Source organism: Streptomyces sp. NPDC033216, from assembly GCF_055577115.1.
Genome location: NZ_JBVIQK010000012.1, coordinates 65,621 through 80,280, shown reverse-complemented (window position 1 = coordinate 80,280; position 14,660 = coordinate 65,621). Strand labels below are relative to the sequence as shown.

At 72.1% G+C, this 14,660-nt stretch carries 16 protein-coding genes; 8 read left to right on the top strand and 8 right to left on the bottom strand.

Annotated elements, in window-relative coordinates; genetic code table 11:
* The first annotated feature begins 5 nt into the window (after nucleotides 1-5).
* The 3 genes from ACZ5Y0_RS22260 (at nucleotide 6) to ACZ5Y0_RS22250 (ending at nucleotide 1,924) form a co-directional block, all read left to right on the top strand.
* Nucleotides 6-476 (top strand): hypothetical protein, encoded by a 471-nt coding sequence (locus tag ACZ5Y0_RS22260; protein WP_469130434.1) that lies wholly within the window; start codon nucleotides 6-8, stop codon nucleotides 474-476.
* A gap of 17 nt (nucleotides 477-493) precedes the next feature.
* Nucleotides 494-1,318 (top strand): J domain-containing protein, encoded by an 825-nt coding sequence (locus ACZ5Y0_RS22255; RefSeq protein WP_469130433.1) that lies wholly within the window; start codon nucleotides 494-496, stop codon nucleotides 1,316-1,318.
* A 276-nt stretch (nucleotides 1,319-1,594) separates the two neighbouring features.
* Nucleotides 1,595-1,924: a rhodanese-like domain-containing protein gene (locus ACZ5Y0_RS22250; RefSeq protein WP_469130573.1), complete on the top strand. Its 330-nt coding sequence runs from the start codon at nucleotides 1,595-1,597 to the stop codon at nucleotides 1,922-1,924.
* A gap of 85 nt (nucleotides 1,925-2,009) precedes the next feature.
* On the opposite strand, the gene ACZ5Y0_RS22245 is transcribed toward ACZ5Y0_RS22250, so the two are convergent.
* From ACZ5Y0_RS22245 to paaA, 6 genes are all read right to left on the bottom strand, one after another.
* Nucleotides 2,010-3,143, bottom strand: coding sequence for an acyl-CoA dehydrogenase family protein (locus ACZ5Y0_RS22245; protein ID WP_469130432.1), 1,134 nt, complete (start codon nucleotides 3,141-3,143; stop codon nucleotides 2,010-2,012).
* Nucleotides 3,144-3,246: 103 nt separating this feature from the next.
* Nucleotides 3,247-4,302, bottom strand: a complete 1,056-nt coding sequence (locus ACZ5Y0_RS22240) for a 2Fe-2S iron-sulfur cluster-binding protein (RefSeq protein ID WP_469130431.1) — start codon at nucleotides 4,300-4,302, stop codon at nucleotides 3,247-3,249.
* Nucleotides 4,302-4,823, bottom strand: coding sequence for a 1,2-phenylacetyl-CoA epoxidase subunit PaaD (paaD, locus tag ACZ5Y0_RS22235; protein WP_469130430.1), 522 nt, complete (start codon nucleotides 4,821-4,823; stop codon nucleotides 4,302-4,304). The genes ACZ5Y0_RS22240 and paaD overlap by 1 nt, the downstream gene beginning before the upstream one ends.
* Nucleotides 4,817-5,539 carry a 1,2-phenylacetyl-CoA epoxidase subunit PaaC gene (paaC, locus tag ACZ5Y0_RS22230; RefSeq protein ID WP_469130429.1) on the bottom strand — a complete coding sequence of 241 codons (723 nt, stop codon included), beginning with the start codon at nucleotides 5,537-5,539 and terminating at the stop codon, nucleotides 4,817-4,819. The genes paaD and paaC overlap by 7 nt, the downstream gene beginning before the upstream one ends.
* Entirely contained in the window at nucleotides 5,536-5,823 is a 288-nt protein-coding gene (paaB, locus tag ACZ5Y0_RS22225; RefSeq protein ID WP_469130428.1) for a 1,2-phenylacetyl-CoA epoxidase subunit PaaB, read from the bottom strand. The genes paaC and paaB overlap by 4 nt, the downstream gene beginning before the upstream one ends.
* Nucleotides 5,820-6,851, bottom strand: coding sequence for a 1,2-phenylacetyl-CoA epoxidase subunit PaaA (paaA, locus tag ACZ5Y0_RS22220; protein ID WP_469130427.1), 1,032 nt, complete (start codon nucleotides 6,849-6,851; stop codon nucleotides 5,820-5,822). The genes paaB and paaA overlap by 4 nt, the downstream gene beginning before the upstream one ends.
* Nucleotides 6,852-7,242: 391 nt before the next feature.
* Here paaA and ACZ5Y0_RS22215 point away from each other — a divergent pair, with 391 nt between their 5' ends.
* The 3 genes from ACZ5Y0_RS22215 to ACZ5Y0_RS22205 are packed head-to-tail and all read left to right on the top strand — an operon-like array spanning nucleotide 7,243 to nucleotide 10,090.
* Nucleotides 7,243-8,106 (top strand): DUF5819 family protein, encoded by an 864-nt coding sequence (locus ACZ5Y0_RS22215; RefSeq protein WP_469130426.1) that lies wholly within the window; start codon nucleotides 7,243-7,245, stop codon nucleotides 8,104-8,106.
* On the top strand, nucleotides 8,103-9,320 hold the full coding sequence (locus ACZ5Y0_RS22210; protein ID WP_469130425.1) for an HTTM domain-containing protein: 1,218 nt from the start codon (nucleotides 8,103-8,105) through the stop codon (nucleotides 9,318-9,320). Before ACZ5Y0_RS22215 ends, ACZ5Y0_RS22210 begins: the two co-directional genes overlap by 4 nt.
* Entirely contained in the window at nucleotides 9,317-10,090 is a 774-nt protein-coding gene (locus ACZ5Y0_RS22205) for a TrmH family RNA methyltransferase (protein ID WP_469130424.1), read from the top strand. Before ACZ5Y0_RS22210 ends, ACZ5Y0_RS22205 begins: the two co-directional genes overlap by 4 nt.
* A 16-nt stretch (nucleotides 10,091-10,106) precedes the next feature.
* Here the strand turns inward: ACZ5Y0_RS22205 and paaN are convergent, their stop codons facing one another.
* The gene (gene paaN, locus ACZ5Y0_RS22200; RefSeq protein WP_469130423.1) at nucleotides 10,107-11,798 is read right to left on the bottom strand and encodes a phenylacetic acid degradation protein PaaN; all 1,692 of its coding nucleotides are present in this window, start codon (nucleotides 11,796-11,798) and stop codon (nucleotides 10,107-10,109) included.
* 160 nt (nucleotides 11,799-11,958) lie between these two features.
* Here paaN and ACZ5Y0_RS22195 point away from each other — a divergent pair, with 160 nt between their 5' ends.
* A complete protein-coding gene (locus ACZ5Y0_RS22195) occupies nucleotides 11,959-13,473 on the top strand; it encodes a 3-hydroxyacyl-CoA dehydrogenase (protein WP_469130422.1) in 1,515 nt (504 codons plus the stop codon).
* Nucleotides 13,470-14,057: a TetR/AcrR family transcriptional regulator gene (locus tag ACZ5Y0_RS22190; protein WP_469130421.1), complete on the top strand. Its 588-nt coding sequence runs from the start codon at nucleotides 13,470-13,472 to the stop codon at nucleotides 14,055-14,057. The genes ACZ5Y0_RS22195 and ACZ5Y0_RS22190 overlap by 4 nt, the downstream gene beginning before the upstream one ends.
* A 2-nt stretch (nucleotides 14,058-14,059) precedes the next feature.
* On the opposite strand, the gene ACZ5Y0_RS22185 is transcribed toward ACZ5Y0_RS22190, so the two are convergent.
* Nucleotides 14,060-14,656 carry an Lrp/AsnC family transcriptional regulator gene (locus ACZ5Y0_RS22185; RefSeq protein WP_469130572.1) on the bottom strand — a complete coding sequence of 199 codons (597 nt, stop codon included), beginning with the start codon at nucleotides 14,654-14,656 and terminating at the stop codon, nucleotides 14,060-14,062.
* Nucleotides 14,657-14,660 lie beyond the last annotated feature (4 nt).

Sequence of the window (14,660 nt, the reverse complement as noted above, 5' to 3'; positions counted from 1 at the left end):
GGTCGGTGAGGTACGTCGAGCTGGACGGCGGGGCCGGTGACCTCACCGGGATCCTCGATCCGAGACCGTACCTGGAGAGGTTGCCGGTGCTGGGCGCGCAACTGCCTCCGGGGGCGAGAGCGTTCGCCACCGATCCCGACCACTACGACTTCTCGGGCAGGCGATGCGTGAAGGACCTTCTGCCGAGGGAGGCCCGCCGGACCGGGGACGAGGACCTGGAGATCCGCTTCGGCCACAACTGCTGGAAGCACGACGAGGACCTGGTCGTCCGCTACACGGGCGTCTCCCTCTTCCGGGCCGACAGCGTCGACGTCGGTGCCCTCCACGAGCTCGGCGGGGTGGTCCTCGACGAGATCCTTCCGCACCCGGGCGGCTGCACCCACGAACTGGCCTGCCGTCCCGGCACGCTCACCGTGGTCTGCCGGGATCTGGAGGCGGAGTGGGTGGCGGCGGACTGCCCGCAGGAGCAGGGCTGAGGGGGACCGCCACAGGGGTGGCCTACGCTGGTCGGGTGACGACCCCCGAAGCTGAGCAGTCGCGGCCCGAGGAGCGGCTTGAGCAGGCCGTGCGGGCCGCTGAGCAGGCGTTGATCGAGTTCGAGATCGCCGTGGAGACCTTCCGCGTCGAGGTCGAGAACTTCTCGCGGCTCCACCACCAGAAACTCGGTCCGATGTACGCCCGGCTCGATGAGCTGGAGGCGCAGATCGCCGAGGCCACCGCCGCCCGCACCGGCGATCCGGAGGATCTGCGCAAGGCGGCCGAGGCACGGGCCCGGGTGATGCCGATGCCCGGGGTCGAGGAGCTGTTCCACGGCTGGATGGACGGCAACGGGCTGTTCCCGGAAGCCGAGGCGATGCTCACGGACCAGTCGGTTCGGCCCCCGCAGCGGGTGCGCCCCAGTGACGAGGCCCGCAAGCTCTATCGGGAACTGGCCCGCAAGGCCCACCCCGACCTGGCGCAGGAGGATCCGGAGCGGGCGCGCCGCGAGGAGTTCATCACGCGGGTCAACGCCGCCTACGCCCGGGGCGACGAGGCCCTGCTGCGGGAGCTGGCCGAGGAGTGGGCGGCCGGCCCCGCCCCGGCGGAGCGTCGGCCGAGCCCCAGTGAGGAGCTGTACGCCCGCCTGGAGTGGCTCGCCGAGCGCAAGGAGATGCTGGCGCTGGTGGCGCGGGAGCTGGAGGAGGGCGCTATCGGCGCGATGCTCCGGATGGCACCCGACGACCCCGACCGGCTCCTGGAGGAGATCGCCGACCAGCTCCTGGCCGAGGTGGCGAAGCGGGAGGCCGAGCTGGCGGAGCTGACGGAGCTGGCGGACTAGGATCTTCCGTTTGGATCAGCTCCGGTCAGGGCGGGTCAGCCCCCGCCGGACCGCAGCCCTGATCAGGACGGTCAGGAGCGGGGCGTGCGCTGGGTGGCTTCTGCCACGCCTTCTGGGGCGGTGGGGGAGCGACGCGAGGCGGTGAAGGGCGTCAGTGCGGGGCTCTGGTGTTCAGGTCTGCCGTCGCCGCCGAGGCCCGGCTGCCGGGCCCGCGGCGGGTTCGTCGTCGGGCGGGGGGCGTCCGGTAGCGTCGGGGGTATGAGTTTCGGAGCTGGTGTGCCCACGGTCGGGGTCGAAGACGTCAAGGACGGCGACTTCCTGCTGGACGTCCGCGAGGACGACGAGTGGAAGGCGGGCCATGCCGAACGGGCACTGCACATCCCCATCAGCGACTTCGTCGCCCGCTACGGTGAGCTCACCGAGGCGGCTCCGCAGGACGGGCGGGTCCATGTGATCTGCCGCTCCGGTGGCCGTTCCGCCCAGGTCACCATGTACCTCGTCCAGCAGGGCATCGACGCGGTGAACGTCGACGGCGGCATGCAGCACTGGTCCGCCGCGGGCCGCCCGGTCGTCACCGACGACGGGCAGCCCGGTTTCGTCCTGTGACCCTGCGCTCCTGCGGGCGCGCGAGGCCGCGCCCCTTGGCAGGCCGGTAGGCCCGCAAGGCCCGAGACGGGGTCCTGGACGGGCTTCAGCTCAGGGAGTGGGCGGCCAGCAGGTCGCCGAGGGCCTCCTCGTGCGCTGCCGCGGCGCCGAGGGACAGCTCCAGGTGTTTGGCCCACGCGTGGTAGCGGTGCAGCGGGTAGTCGACGTCGGCGCCGAAGCCGCCGTGCAGGTGCTGCGCGGTCTGCACCACCCGCCGTACTCCTTCCGAGGCCCAGATCTTGGCCACGGCGATGTCGCCGGAGGCGGGCAGGGCGCCGGGGGTGCCGGAGTCGAGCCGCCAGGCGGCCTGCCACAGGGTGGCCTCCATCGCGCGCAGGTCGATGTACCGGTCGGCGGCCTGCACGGCGACCGCCTGGAAGGTGGCGATCGGGTGCCCGAACTGCTGCCGCCGCCCCGCGTAGTCGCTCGTCATCCGCAGGACGCGCTCGCCGAGGCCGAGCGCCAGGGCGCAGGTGCCGGTGGCCAGCAGGCCGCGCAGCCACTCCCAGGCGCCGTCGGCGGTGATGACGTCCCGGTCGGGGACGCGCGCCGAGTCGAGGCGCAGTTCTCCCAGGCGTTCGCCGGTGGTGGAGATCTGCTCGGCGAGCGCGGTTCCCGCGTGGCCGCGGGGGACCAGGGCCAGGACGGTCCGGTCGTCCCCGGTGCGCGCTGGCACGAGGACGAGATCGGCGTCGTACGCCCAGGGCACCGCCGTCTGGACCCCGTCCAGCACCCACTCCGTGCCGTCCTGCCGGGCGGTCACGGCGAGTTCGGGGGCGTCGTGGCCGGTCCGGCCGTGCGCGGCGACGGTCAGAACGGTCTCGCCCCGGCCGGCCCGTGCGAGCAGCGCCGAATTCGCCCCGGGCCTTCCGTAGGCCTGGACGGCGGCCGCGGCCGCGCTGCTCTCCAGGAGCGGGACGCGAGCCAGTACCTTCGCCGACTCCCGCAGCACCAGACACAGGGCGACGGTGTCCAGGCCGGCCCCGCCGTACTCCTCGTCGAGCAGCAGGCTCAGCAGGTCCGCTTCGGCGAGCCTGGTCCACAGCGCCCGGTCGAAGTCGTCGGCGACGGCGCCCCTGGTGAGCGCGGGGCTCGGTACGTCGTCGGGAGCGACGTCGGCGAAGACCCCTCGCGCGGCCTCGGCCGCCGCCTGCTGCTCCTCGGTGAAGGTGAAGTCCACGGCCCGTCCTCCCGACGGCTCAGCTGATCTGACGGTCCGTCAAGATAGAACAGGTTCTGGAAGAAGGGAACGGGAACGGTCGGGTGCCATGCCGTTCCGCGGTTCACCGGTCGAAGTCGACCTCCACCGTCTCCGTCAGAGGATGCGACTGGCACGCCAACACATAGCCGGCCTGCGTCTCCTCCGGTTCCAGCGCGAAGTTGCGGTCCATGCGCACCTCGCCGGAGACCAGGAAGGCCCGGCAGGTCCCGCACACTCCGCCCTTGCAGGCGTAGGGCGCGTCGGGCCGGTTGCGCAGCACCGTCTCCAGGACCGACTCGCCGTCCGCCACGGGCCAGCTGCCGCCCCGGCCGTCGAGCCGGGCGGTGACCGTGCTGTGCGCCGGGGCGGGGACGGCGGACGCCGGCGTCATGACGTCCACGTGGAAGATCTCCTCGTGGATGCGGGTGCGGGCGACGCCGATCTCCCGCAGGGCCTGCTCCGCGCCCTGCACGAGCCCGAAGGGCCCGCACAGGAACCAGCCCGCCACGTCCGCCACGGGCAGCAGCGCCGGCAGCAGCGCGGTCAGGCGCTCCCGGTCCAGCCGCCCGGAGGGAAGCCCGGCCTGCTGCTCCTCCCGGGAGAGCACCGTGACCAGGTGCAGCCGCTCTGCATACCGGTCCTTGAGGTCGGCCACCTCCTCCAGGAACATCGTCGACGCGGCCGTACGGTCGCTGCGGATGAGGCAGAAGCTGGCCGCGGGTTCGCGCGCCAGCAGGGTGGAGACGATCGAGAGCACCGGGGTGATGCCGCTGCCGCCCACGATCGCCGCGTACAGCCCGGGCGCGGGATCGAGGGTGAACCGGCCCGCCGGTGTCATCACCTCCAGCTCGTCCCCGACGTTGATCTCCTTGAGCGCGTACGTGGAGAAGGCGCCGCCCTCGACCAGCCGTACGCCCACCCGCAGGGTGCTCGGGCCCTCGTCGCCGGGCGCGGGCGAGCAGATCGAGTACGTTCGCCGGATCTCGGTCCCGTCGGCCCGGCGCCGCAGCGCGAGGTGCTGGCCCGGCGCGTGCCGGTACTCCTCGCGCAGGGCGGCGGGGACGGTGAAGGTCAGGGCCACGGAGTCGTCGGTGAGCCGGTCCACCGCGGCCACGGGGAGCGGGTGGAAGCGGGCCATCACAACTCCTTGAAGTGGTCGAACGGTTCACGGCAGGCCAGGCAGCGCCGCAGCGCCTTGCAGGCGGTGGAGGAGAAGCGGCTGAGCAGTTCGGTGTCGGCCGAGCCGCAGTGGGGGCAGCGGACCGGGTCCTGCTCGGCGGTGCGGGTCGGCCCGAGGGTGATGCCGACCGGTCCCGCCGTACGCTGGGCGCGTGGCGGCGCTATGCCGAACTCCCGCAGTTTGCGGCGGCCTTCGGCGGAGATGTCGTCCGTCGACCAGGCGGGGGTGAGCACCGTGCGCACGGTGACCTCGCGGACACCATGGTCGCGCAGGGCCCGCTCGATGTCCGTGGACATCGCCTCCACGGCCGGGCAGCCGGTGTAGGTGGGGGTCAGCTCGACCTCGACGGCGTCCGTGCCGCGCACATGGACCGCGCGCAGGACGCCCAGCTCCTGGAGGGTGAGCACGGGCAGCTCGGGGTCGGGCACCGAACCGGCGACCGCGAGGAGTTCCGCCTCCAGCGGGGTGAGGGTCACCATGACGCCCCCGGGTGGCTGCGGTGCAGATGCTGCATCTCGGCGAGCATCCGGCCGAAGGACTCGGTGTGCAGGCCCTGACGTCCCGCGCCCGCGCGCCACGCGCCGGTCCGCGGTCCCTCGGGCAACTCCAGTCCGGCCCGGAGCAGCACGGCCCCGACCGATTCCAGCCAGACCGTCTCCAGACCGGCCAGGTCGGCGTCGACGCCCTCCACCGGCTGGAACATCTCACCGGTGAACCGCCACAGGGCGTCGCAGGCCCGGCTCATCCGCTCGTGGCTGACCTCGGTCCCGTCGCCGAGGCGCAGGGTCCACTGCTCGGCGTGGTCGCGGTGGTAGGCGACCTCCTTGACGGCCTTGGCCGCGAGTCCCGCGAACGGCCCGCCGCCCGTGGCCAGTCGGTCGTACAGCAGGTGCTGGTAGGTGGAGAAGTACAGCTGGCGGGCGATGGTGTGGGCGAAGTCGCCGTTGGGCTGTTCCACCAACTGGAGGTTGCGGAAGGCGCGTTCCTCACGGAGGTAGGCCAGTTCGTCCTCGTCGCCGGCCATCGACAGCAGGATGCGGGCCTGGCCGAGCAGGTCGAGGGCGATGTTGGCGAGGGCGACCTCCTCCTCGAGCACGGGCGCGTGGCCCATCCACTCCCCCAGGCGGTGGGAGAGCACCAGGGCGTCGTCGCCGAGGGCGAGAGCGGCGGTGTTCGTGTGCGCCGTCGTGGTCACAGGTGCTTCACCCCGTCCGGGATCTCGTAGAACGTGGGATGCCGGTACGGCTTGTCGGCGGCCGGATCGAAGAACGCGTCCTTCTCGTCCGGTGAGGAGGCGGTGATCTCGGTGGACGGCACGACCCAGATGGAGACGCCCTCGCCGCGCCGGGTGTACAGGTCACGGGCGTTGCGCAGGGCGAACTCCGCGTCCGGCGCGTGCAGGCTGCCGGCGTGGGTGTGGGAGAGGCCGCGGCGGGAGCGCACGAAGACCTCCCACAGGGGCCAGTCGGTGTTCGTCATGCCTGCGTCGCTCCTGTCTCACGGCTTTCGCGCTTCTCACGGCTGTGCTTGGCCGCGTGGGCCGCGGCGGCCTCCCGGACCCAGGCGCCCTCTTCGTGCGCGCGGGTGCGCTGGGTGATCCGTTGCTCGTTGCACGGACCGTTGCCCTTGAGGACCTCTTTGAACTCCGTCCAGTCGATGGGACCGAAGTCGTGGTGGCCCCGCTCCTCGTTCCACCTCAGGTCCGGGTCGGGGAGCGTGAGACCCAGGGACTCCGCCTGTGGGACGCAGATGTCGACGAAGCGCTGGCGCAGTTCGTCGTTGGAGTGCCGCTTGATCTTCCACGCCATCGACAGCGCGGAGTGCGCGGACTCGTCGTCGGGCGGGCCGAACATCATCAGTGAGGGCCACCACCAGCGGTCCACCGCGTCCTGGGCCATCGCGTGCTGTTCGGGCGTGCCGCGGCTGAGGGCCAGCAGGAGTTCGTATCCCTGGCGCTGGTGGAAGGACTCCTCCTTGCAGACGCGGACCATCGCTCGCGCGTACGGACCGTAGGAGCAACGGCACAGGGGGACCTGGTTGGTGATCGCGGCGCCGTCCACCAGCCAGCCGATCGCGCCGACGTCGGCCCAGGTGAGGGTGGGGTAGTTGAAGATCGAGGAGTATTTCTGGCGGCCGGTGTGCAGCTTGTCCAGCAGCTCCTCGCGACTTGTGCCGAGCGTTTCGGCCGCGCTGTAGAGATACAGGCCGTGACCCGCCTCGTCCTGCACCTTCGCCATGAGGATGGCCTTGCGGCGCAGGGAGGGCGCGCGCGTGATCCAGTTGGCTTCCGGCTGCATGCCGATGATCTCGGAGTGGGCGTGCTGGGCGATCTGGCGGACCAACGTCGCGCGGTAGGCGTCGGGCATCCAGTCGCGGGGCTCGATGCGTTCGTCTGCGGCCACCGCGGCGTCGAAGGCGCGCTCGAAGGCCTCCTGCTCGCCGTCGGCGGCTTCCCCGCCGCCGTACCGCTGTGTGCGGGCCGTCTGGTGCGCGGCTGCTGTCGCCATGCGGTCCCCCTCGACCTCGGGCTCTGTCCGAGCCATCTCCCGACCGATCGTTCGGTCCGTGCGATTCCATGGTGAGACGACCGTCGTAAGGTGTCAACCGCTGTGGACAACCTGCGGGCCTCCCTGTGGAAAACTCGGGCGGTCCGTCGGTCACGGGCCCCGCGGCGCACTCGGCCGGATCCGCTCGGGGGGAGGGCTGCGCGGGACGGGCCGGGCTGAGTACCGTTCCGTGCGACGACTGTGCGACGGCCGTACGAAGGCTGTCCGGCCCCGTGCCTCGTGCGCGGGGTGCGCGGGCGCGGGTCGACCGGACGCGGGGACGCGTACGAAAGGGTCGCCGTGGCGCGGCCGAGCAGGCGGAAGACGGACCGGAATCGGGGAACGGGGCGGAATGAACACGTACGACGGAGGCGCCGGCCCCCCGCGGGAGGCCGAGGCGCCACGGGGGCCGCGGGCGTCCGCGGAGGAACCAAGGACGACGGACGGCGTGCCCGACGCCCGCATCGATGCCCACCAGGCCGGTCCCCAGGCCGGTCCCCAGGCCGGTCCCCAGGCCGGTCCCGGTGCCGGTACCCAAGCCGGCCCCCCGGCCGGGTCCGACCCGCGCGCCGGCGTGGCCGCCCTGTCCCCGCGGTACCAGGTCGTCGCCGCTCTGGTGCTCGCCGTCGTCGCGATCGCCGTCTGTGTGCACGTCGGCATGGTCTTCCTGCACGTCGCGCCGTCAAACACGGTCACCAAGACGCACGGCGAGGCGATCGACGAGTACATCTACCCGGAGTTCGAGCAGAACTGGAAGCTTTTCGCGCCCAACCCGCTCCAGCAGAACATCGCCGTCCAGGTCCGCGCCGACGTGCGCTCCGCCGACGGCACGGCGCGCACCACCGGCTGGTACGACCTGTCCGCCCAGGACGGCCGCGGCATCGACGGCAACCTGGTACCGAGCCACACCCAGCAGAACGAACTGCGCCGCGCCTGGGACTTCTACGTGGGATCGCACGACTCCGACAACCGCTCGGCGGGCCCGCGCGGCACCCTCTCCGAGACGTACCTGCGCAACATCGTGGTGCTGCGGTTGGAGCGCGGCGAGGCGGCCGGCCGGGGCGGCGCCATCGAACGCGTCCAGGTCCGCTCCCGCACCACCGACGTGCCGGCGCCCCCGTGGAGCACCGACAAGGACACGTCGAACCGTCCCGTCTACCGTGTGCTGCCCTGGTGGCCGCTGCCCGCCGGCGACACCGAGGGAGGCGCGCGGTGAACCGGTTCTCCCTGTCGATGTCCACCGTCATCGCGCGCGTGACCGAGTCGGCGTTCGGGCCGTACCAGAGTGCCCTGGTCCGCATCGGGTTCAGCCTGACCTGGCTGCTGTTCCTGCTGCGCGAGCTTCCCCACCGTGCGGAGCTGTACGGACCCGACAGCCCGTGGAGCTGGGAGCTGGCCCGGCAGCTGACGGACGACAACGGCGCTTTCACGGCCCTGATGTGGTCGGACGGCCGGGCCTGGTTCGAGGCCGTGTACGCGCTGTCGGTCCTGTCGAGCCTGCTGTTGCTGCTGGGGTGGCGCACCCGCACCATGTCGGTGCTGTTCATGGTGGGCGTGCTCTCGCTACAGAACCGCAGTGTCTTCGTGGGCGACGGCGGCGACAACGTTCTGCACCTGATGTCGATCTACCTGGTCTTCATGCGCTGCGGCCGGGTCTGGTCGCTGGACGCGCGGCGGCAGCGGCGCGCTGCCCGGGCACGCGTGCGTGGGCAGCGGGTCACCGACCGGGTGGGTCCGGCCCTGTGGAGTGTGCTCGGCGCGGTGCTGATCGCGGCGACCGTGGGCGGCAGGCTCGACGGCGACTGGACCGTGCCGGCGATCCTCTGGGGGGTGTGGGCCGCGCTGGGCGTGCGGTGGGCCGTCGATCGCCTCGCGGGGGCCGCGGAACCCCGGGTCCTGCTGGACGTGATCACCGACGTCCTGCACAACGGCGCCCTGTTGGTGGTCATGGCCGAGGCGTGTCTGATCTACGCGACGGCCGGCTGGTACAAGATCCAGGGCTCGCGCTGGCAGGACGGCACCGCCGTCTACTACCCGCTTCACCTGGACTACTTCTCCCCCTGGCCGGCGCTCGGCGACCTGCTGTCCGCGAGCGGCATCATGGTGATGCTCGTGACGTACGGGACGGTCATCGTGCAGGTCGCCTTCCCGTTCACCCTGTTCAACCGGCGGGTGAAGAACGTCCTGCTCGTCGCGATGATCGCCGAGCACACCGCGATCGCCGTGATCCTGGGGCTGCCCTTCTTCTCCCTGGCGATGATCGCGACGGACGCGGTCTTCCTGCCGACCCCGTTCCTGCGGCGGCTGGGCGGATGGGCCGCCCGCGTGTGGGAGGCCTTGTTGCCCCGGCGCGGCGCCACCGTGCCGGAGCAGCGGGGGGCGCACGAGCCCGAGGACGCCGAGCCCAGCCGCGTAGGCTTCACGGCATGACCGACCCCGATCCGCTCGGCCTGTGGCGCCGGCTCGCCGACGGCTCCGTGCTGCTGGACGGCTTCCACGCCGTGAAGCACGCCGTGCGCTTCGGGGCCGACATCCCGGTGGCGGTCGCCGTGGACCGGCGGGCGGCGCTCGCCCTCGCCGACGATCTCGCCCCCGATGTACGGGCGAATCTGGAGGCGCTCCTCACGGAGGTGCCGGAGGCGGCGTACACCTCGCTGGTGCCGCGGCCGCATCCCACCGCCGTGGCCGCGCTGGCCGTACGGCCCTCCCGGGAGGCCAATCTGCGGGCGCTGGCCCGCACGCCCCGCACCGCTCCCGTCGTGGTCCTCGACGACCCGCGCAACCTTGGCAACGCGGGGGCCGTGATCCGGCTGGCCGCCGGTTTCGGGGCGACCGGCGTGGTCACCACCGGCACGCTCGACCCCTGGCACCCGACCGTGGTGCGGGGCGGGGCCGGCCTGCACTTCGCGACGGCCGTGGAGCGGCTGAGCGCCGACGAGCTGCCCGCCGGGCCGGTGTTCGCGCTCGACCCGGAGGGCGAGGACATCCGCGGCGTGAAGCTCCCGGACGAAGCCGTCCTCGCCTTCGGTTCGGAGCGCAGTGGGCTGTCCGGCGCGCTGCGCGCGCGGGCCGACCATCTGCTGGCCCTGCCGATGCGCCCCCAGGTCTCCAGCTACAACCTCGCGACCAGTGTGGCCATGACGCTGTACCACTGGAGCGCGACCGGGGGCGCCACGCGCGCCCACGCCCCGGCGCGCTGAGGCCCTGCGCAGGGCCTCAGGCCTCGCGGCGGACCTCGACGACGCGGAAGCGGTTCGCGACGAACGCGCCGTCGGTGAGCGCCGCGTTGGCCGCCGGGTTGCCGCCCGAGCCGTGGAAGTCGGAGAAGGCGGCCGTCTGGTTGACGTAGACCCCGCCGGTGAGGTTGAGGGAGAGCTGCGCGGCCTCCTCGAAGCAGACCTCCTGGACGGCCCGCTCCACCTCCCCGTCCGTGGTGTACGCGCCGACCGTCATCGCGCCCTTCTCACGCACCGTGCGCCGCAGCAGCTCCACGGCGTCCGCCGCCGAGTCGACCGCGACGGCGAAGGAGACCGGCCCGAAGCACTCGCTCATGTAGGCCGCCTCGTCCTCGGGCTTGGCCCCGTCGAGCTTGACGATCACGGGCGTACGCACCACGGCGCCCGGGAAGTCGGGGTTGCTCACCTCACGGGAGGCCAGCGCGACCTCGCCGAGACCGGCCGCGGCCTCCAGACGGGCCTTCACGTCCGGGTTGACGATCGCGCCGAGCAGGGCGTTCGCGCGCGCGTCGTCGCCGAGGAGGCCGTCGACCGCGCGGGCGAGGTCGGCGACGACCTCGTCGTAGGTCTTGGGGCCCTCGTCGGTACGGATGCCCTCGCGGGGGATCAGCAGGTTCTGCGGGGTGGTGCACATCTGGCCGCTGTACAGGGACAGCGAGAACGCCAGGTTGGACAGCATGCCCTGGTAGTCGGCGGCCGACTCGACGAGCACCGTGTTGACGCCGGCCTTCTCGGTGTAGACCTGCGCCTGACGGGCGTTGGCCTCCAGCCAGTCCCCGAAGGCGGTCGAGCCGGTGTAGTCGATGATCCTGATCTCGGGGCGGGTGGCCAGGGTCTTGGCGATGCCCTCGCCGGGCCGCTCGGCGGCGAGCGCCACCAGGTTCGGGTCGAAGCCGGCCTCGGCGAGAACCTCGCGCGCGACGGCCACGGTCAACGCCAGCGGCAGCACCGCGCGCGGGTGGGGCTTCACGAGGACCGCGTTGCCGGTGGCGAGGGAGGCGAACAGGCCCGGGTAGCCGTTCCACGTCGGGAAGGTGTTGCAGCCGATCACCAGGGCGATCCCGCGCGGGACCGGTGTGAACCGCTTCGTGAGCGCCAGCGGGTCGCGCTTGCCCTGCGGCTTGGTCCACTCCGCCGTGTCGGGGGTGCGGACCTGCTCCACGTACGCGTACGCCACCGCCTCCAGGCCGCGGTCCTGCGCGTGCGGGCCGCCCGCCTGGAACGCCATCATGAAGGCCTGGCCGGAGGTGTGCATGACGGCGTGCGCGAACTCGTGGGTCCGGTCGCTGATGCGCTTGAGGATCTCGAGACACACCACCGCGCGCGTCTCCGCGCCCGCTTCCCGCCAGGCACGCTGACCGGCCTTCATGGCGGGCAGCAGCTCGTCGATGTCCGCGTGCGGATACTCGACGCCCAGCTCGACGCCGTACGGCGAGAGCTCGCCGCCCACCCAGCCGTCGGTGCCGGGCTGGCTGAGGTCGAGTCGACTGCCCAGGACGGCGTCGAAGGCCGCCTTGCCCGCGGCCGCGTCCAGGCTGCCGTCCGCGCCGTAGGCCTTGGGGTGCTCGGGGTGCGGGGACCAGTACGCGCGTGTGCGGATCGCTTCCAGGGCCTGGTCGAGAGTGGGCCGGTGCTTGGCGATCAGATCGTGAGCGGTGAGTTCGGCGGCCATGCGGGACCAACTCCTCGTCTGGAGAACTCTTCGTCGAGCTCTGGACCTGGACGGAAACAAGGACAGCAATGGGCGGTCAGGGTTAGAGTAACCGAACGATCGGTCGGGACAAGGGGGTCCGCCGTATCTGTGGAAAACCCCGTGCGGGAGGATCGCGCACATGACAGCACTCGACCTCAGCAGCCCCGTGGCCGTCGTCGGCACCGGCACCATGGGCCAGGGCATCGCCCAGGTCGCGCTGACCGCGGGCCATCCCGTGCGGCTGTACGACGCCGTCGCGGGACGCGCGGGGGAAGCGGCCGCCGCGATCGGTGCCCGTCTCGACCGGCTCGTCGAGAAGGACCGCCTCACCACCGCCGAGCGGGACGCCGCCCGCGCCCGCCTCACACCCGTGGACAGCCTCGCCGGACTCGCTGACTGCGCGCTGGTCGTCGAGGCCGTCCTGGAGCGGCTGGACGTCAAGCAGGACCTGATGCGCGCCCTGGAGGACGTGGTCGGCAAGGACTGTCTGCTCGCCACCAACACGTCCTCGCTGTCGGTGACGGCCATCGGCGGTGCGCTGCGCAACCCGGGCCGTCTCGTGGGCCTGCACTTCTTCAACCCGGCGCCCCTGCTGCCGCTGGTCGAGGTCGTCTCCGGGTTCGCCACCGACGTGTCGTCCGCCACGCGCGCGTACGAGACCGCCCGTCTCTGGGGCAAGACGCCGGTCGCCTGCGCCGACACGCCGGGCTTCATCGTCAACCGCATCGCCCGGCCCTTCTACGCCGAGGCCTTCGCGGTCCACGAGGCGCAGGGCGCCGACCCGGCCACCATCGACGCGATCCTGCGGGAGTCCGGCGGCTTCCGGATGGGCGCGTTCGAACTGACCGACCTGATCGGGCAGGACGTCAACGAGTCCGTCACACACTCCGTGTGGCAGTCCTTCTTCCAGGACGTGCGCTTCACTCCCTCGCTGTCCCAGCGCCGCCTGGTCGAGTCCGGCCGCCTGGGCCGCAAGACCGGCCAGGGCTGGTTCGACCACCGTGACGGCGCCGAGCGCGCCGAGCCCCACACCGCGGAGAAGCGCCGGCCGCCCGCGTACGTCGTCGTCGAGGGCGACCTGGGGCCCGCCTCGGAACTGCTCGGAATGATCCGCGAGGCCGGCATCCAGGTCCGCGAGGAGGACGAGGACGGCGGCACCCGCCTGGTGCTGCCGAGCGGCGGCCAGCTCGCCCTCGCCGACGGCCAGACCTCGGTGGAGTTCCGGGACGTCGTCTACTTCGACCTCGCCCTGGACTACCGCAAGGCCACCCGCATCGCCGTGTCCGCCTCCCAGGACACCCCCCAGCAGACGCTCTCCGAGGCCATCGGCCTCTTCCAGGCACTCGGCAAGAACGTCAGCGTCATCGGTGACGTCCCCGGCATGATCGTCGCTCGTACGGTCGCGCGGATCGTCGACCTCGCGCATGACGCCGTCGCCAAGGGCGTCGCCACCGAGGAGGACATCGACACCGCGATGCGCCTGGGTGTGAACTACCCGCTCGGTCCCTTCGAGTGGAGCCGCAGGCTCGGCCGGATCTGGGCCCACGACCTGTTGGAGGAGTTGCACCTGCGCGAGCCCTCGGGCCGCTACGCGCCCTCTCTGGCGCTCTACCGCCACGGACATTCCGCCGACAAGCGGGAGGGCACCCCATGACCACGGCCAAGCGCGACACGTACACCCCGGAGACCCTGCTGTCGGTCGCCGTGCAGGTCTTCATCGAGCGCGGCTACGACGGCACCTCCATGGAGCACCTCTCCAAGGCGGCGGGTATCTCCAAGTCGTCGATATACCACCACGTCAGCGGCAAGGAGGAACTGCTGCGGCGGGCGGTGAGCCGGGCGCTGGACGGTCTCTTCGCAATCCTCGACGAGGAGCACGCGCGCGTGGGACGCGCCGTGGAGCGCCTTGAGTACGTCGTGCGGCGCATGGTCGAGGTGCTCATCTCCGAACTTCCGTACGTGACCCTCCTGCTGCGGGTGCGGGGCAACACCGGCACGGAGCGGTGGGCGCTGGAGCGGCGCCGCGACTTCGACCACCGGGTCGCCGCGCTGCTGAAGGCGGCCGCCGCCGACGGGGACGTACGCGGCGACGTGGAGGTGCGACTCGCGACCAGGCTCGTCTTCGGAATGATCAACTCGATCGTCGAGTGGTACCGCCCCGACGGGCGCGGCATGGGCGAGCGCGAGGTGAGCGACGCGGTCGCCCGGCTGGTCTTCTCAGGCCTGCGGCAGGCCTGAGGTCATCCCTGCGGCTCCAGGTCCTCCTCCTCGAACACCAGCAGCGTGCGCGTGCTGAGCACTTCGGGGATCGCCTGGAGACGGGTGAGTACCAGCTCGCGCAATGCCCTGTTGTCAGGCGTGTGCACCAGCAGCAGGACGTCGAAGTCGCCTCCCACCAGGGCGATGTGGGAGGCACCGGGCAACTTCCTGAGCTGCTCGCGGACCGTGCGCCAGGAGTTCTGGACGATCTTCAGCGTGACGTAGGCGGACGTTCCGTGACCCGCGCGCTCATGGTCCACGCGCGCGCCGAAGCCCCGGATGACGCCGTCCTCGACGAGTCGGTTGATGCGCGCGTAGGCGTTGGCGCGCGAGACGTGGACCCGCTCGGCGACCGACCGTATCGAGGCGCGTCCGTCCGCCTGGAGCATCTGGAGGATGTCCTGATCGATGGCGTCGAGCGGCCGGAGCGGGGCTTTGCCTTCCGAACGCGGTGCGGCCGTGTTCCCCGCGCGGGACGGGGCCGTGTTCTCGGCGCGGGACGGGGCCGTGTTCTCGGCGCGGGACGGAGGCGGGTTCTCCGCGCGCGGCGGTGGGCTGCCGTCCGGGTTGTCGGCCATTTGT

Coding starts and splice junctions, on each gene's coding strand:
- ACZ5Y0_RS22240 (WP_469130431.1), bottom strand. CDS start 4,302: ATGGCCCGCTTCCACCCGCTCCCCGTGGCCGCGGTGGACCGGCTCACC.
- paaD (WP_469130430.1), bottom strand. CDS start 4,823: ATGGTGACCCTCACCCCGCTGGAGGCGGAACTCCTCGCGGTCGCCGGT.
- paaB (WP_469130428.1), bottom strand. CDS start 5,823: ATGACGAACACCGACTGGCCCCTGTGGGAGGTCTTCGTGCGCTCCCGC.
- paaA (WP_469130427.1), bottom strand. CDS start 6,851: ATGGCGACAGCAGCCGCGCACCAGACGGCCCGCACACAGCGGTACGGC.
- ACZ5Y0_RS22215 (WP_469130426.1), top strand. CDS start 7,243: ATGAACACGTACGACGGAGGCGCCGGCCCCCCGCGGGAGGCCGAGGCG.
- ACZ5Y0_RS22205 (WP_469130424.1), top strand. CDS start 9,317: ATGACCGACCCCGATCCGCTCGGCCTGTGGCGCCGGCTCGCCGACGGC.
- paaN (WP_469130423.1), bottom strand. CDS start 11,798: ATGGCCGCCGAACTCACCGCTCACGATCTGATCGCCAAGCACCGGCCC.
- ACZ5Y0_RS22195 (WP_469130422.1), top strand. CDS start 11,959: ATGACAGCACTCGACCTCAGCAGCCCCGTGGCCGTCGTCGGCACCGGC.
- ACZ5Y0_RS22190 (WP_469130421.1), top strand. CDS start 13,470: ATGACCACGGCCAAGCGCGACACGTACACCCCGGAGACCCTGCTGTCG.
- ACZ5Y0_RS22185 (WP_469130572.1), bottom strand. CDS start 14,656: ATGGCCGACAACCCGGACGGCAGCCCACCGCCGCGCGCGGAGAACCCG.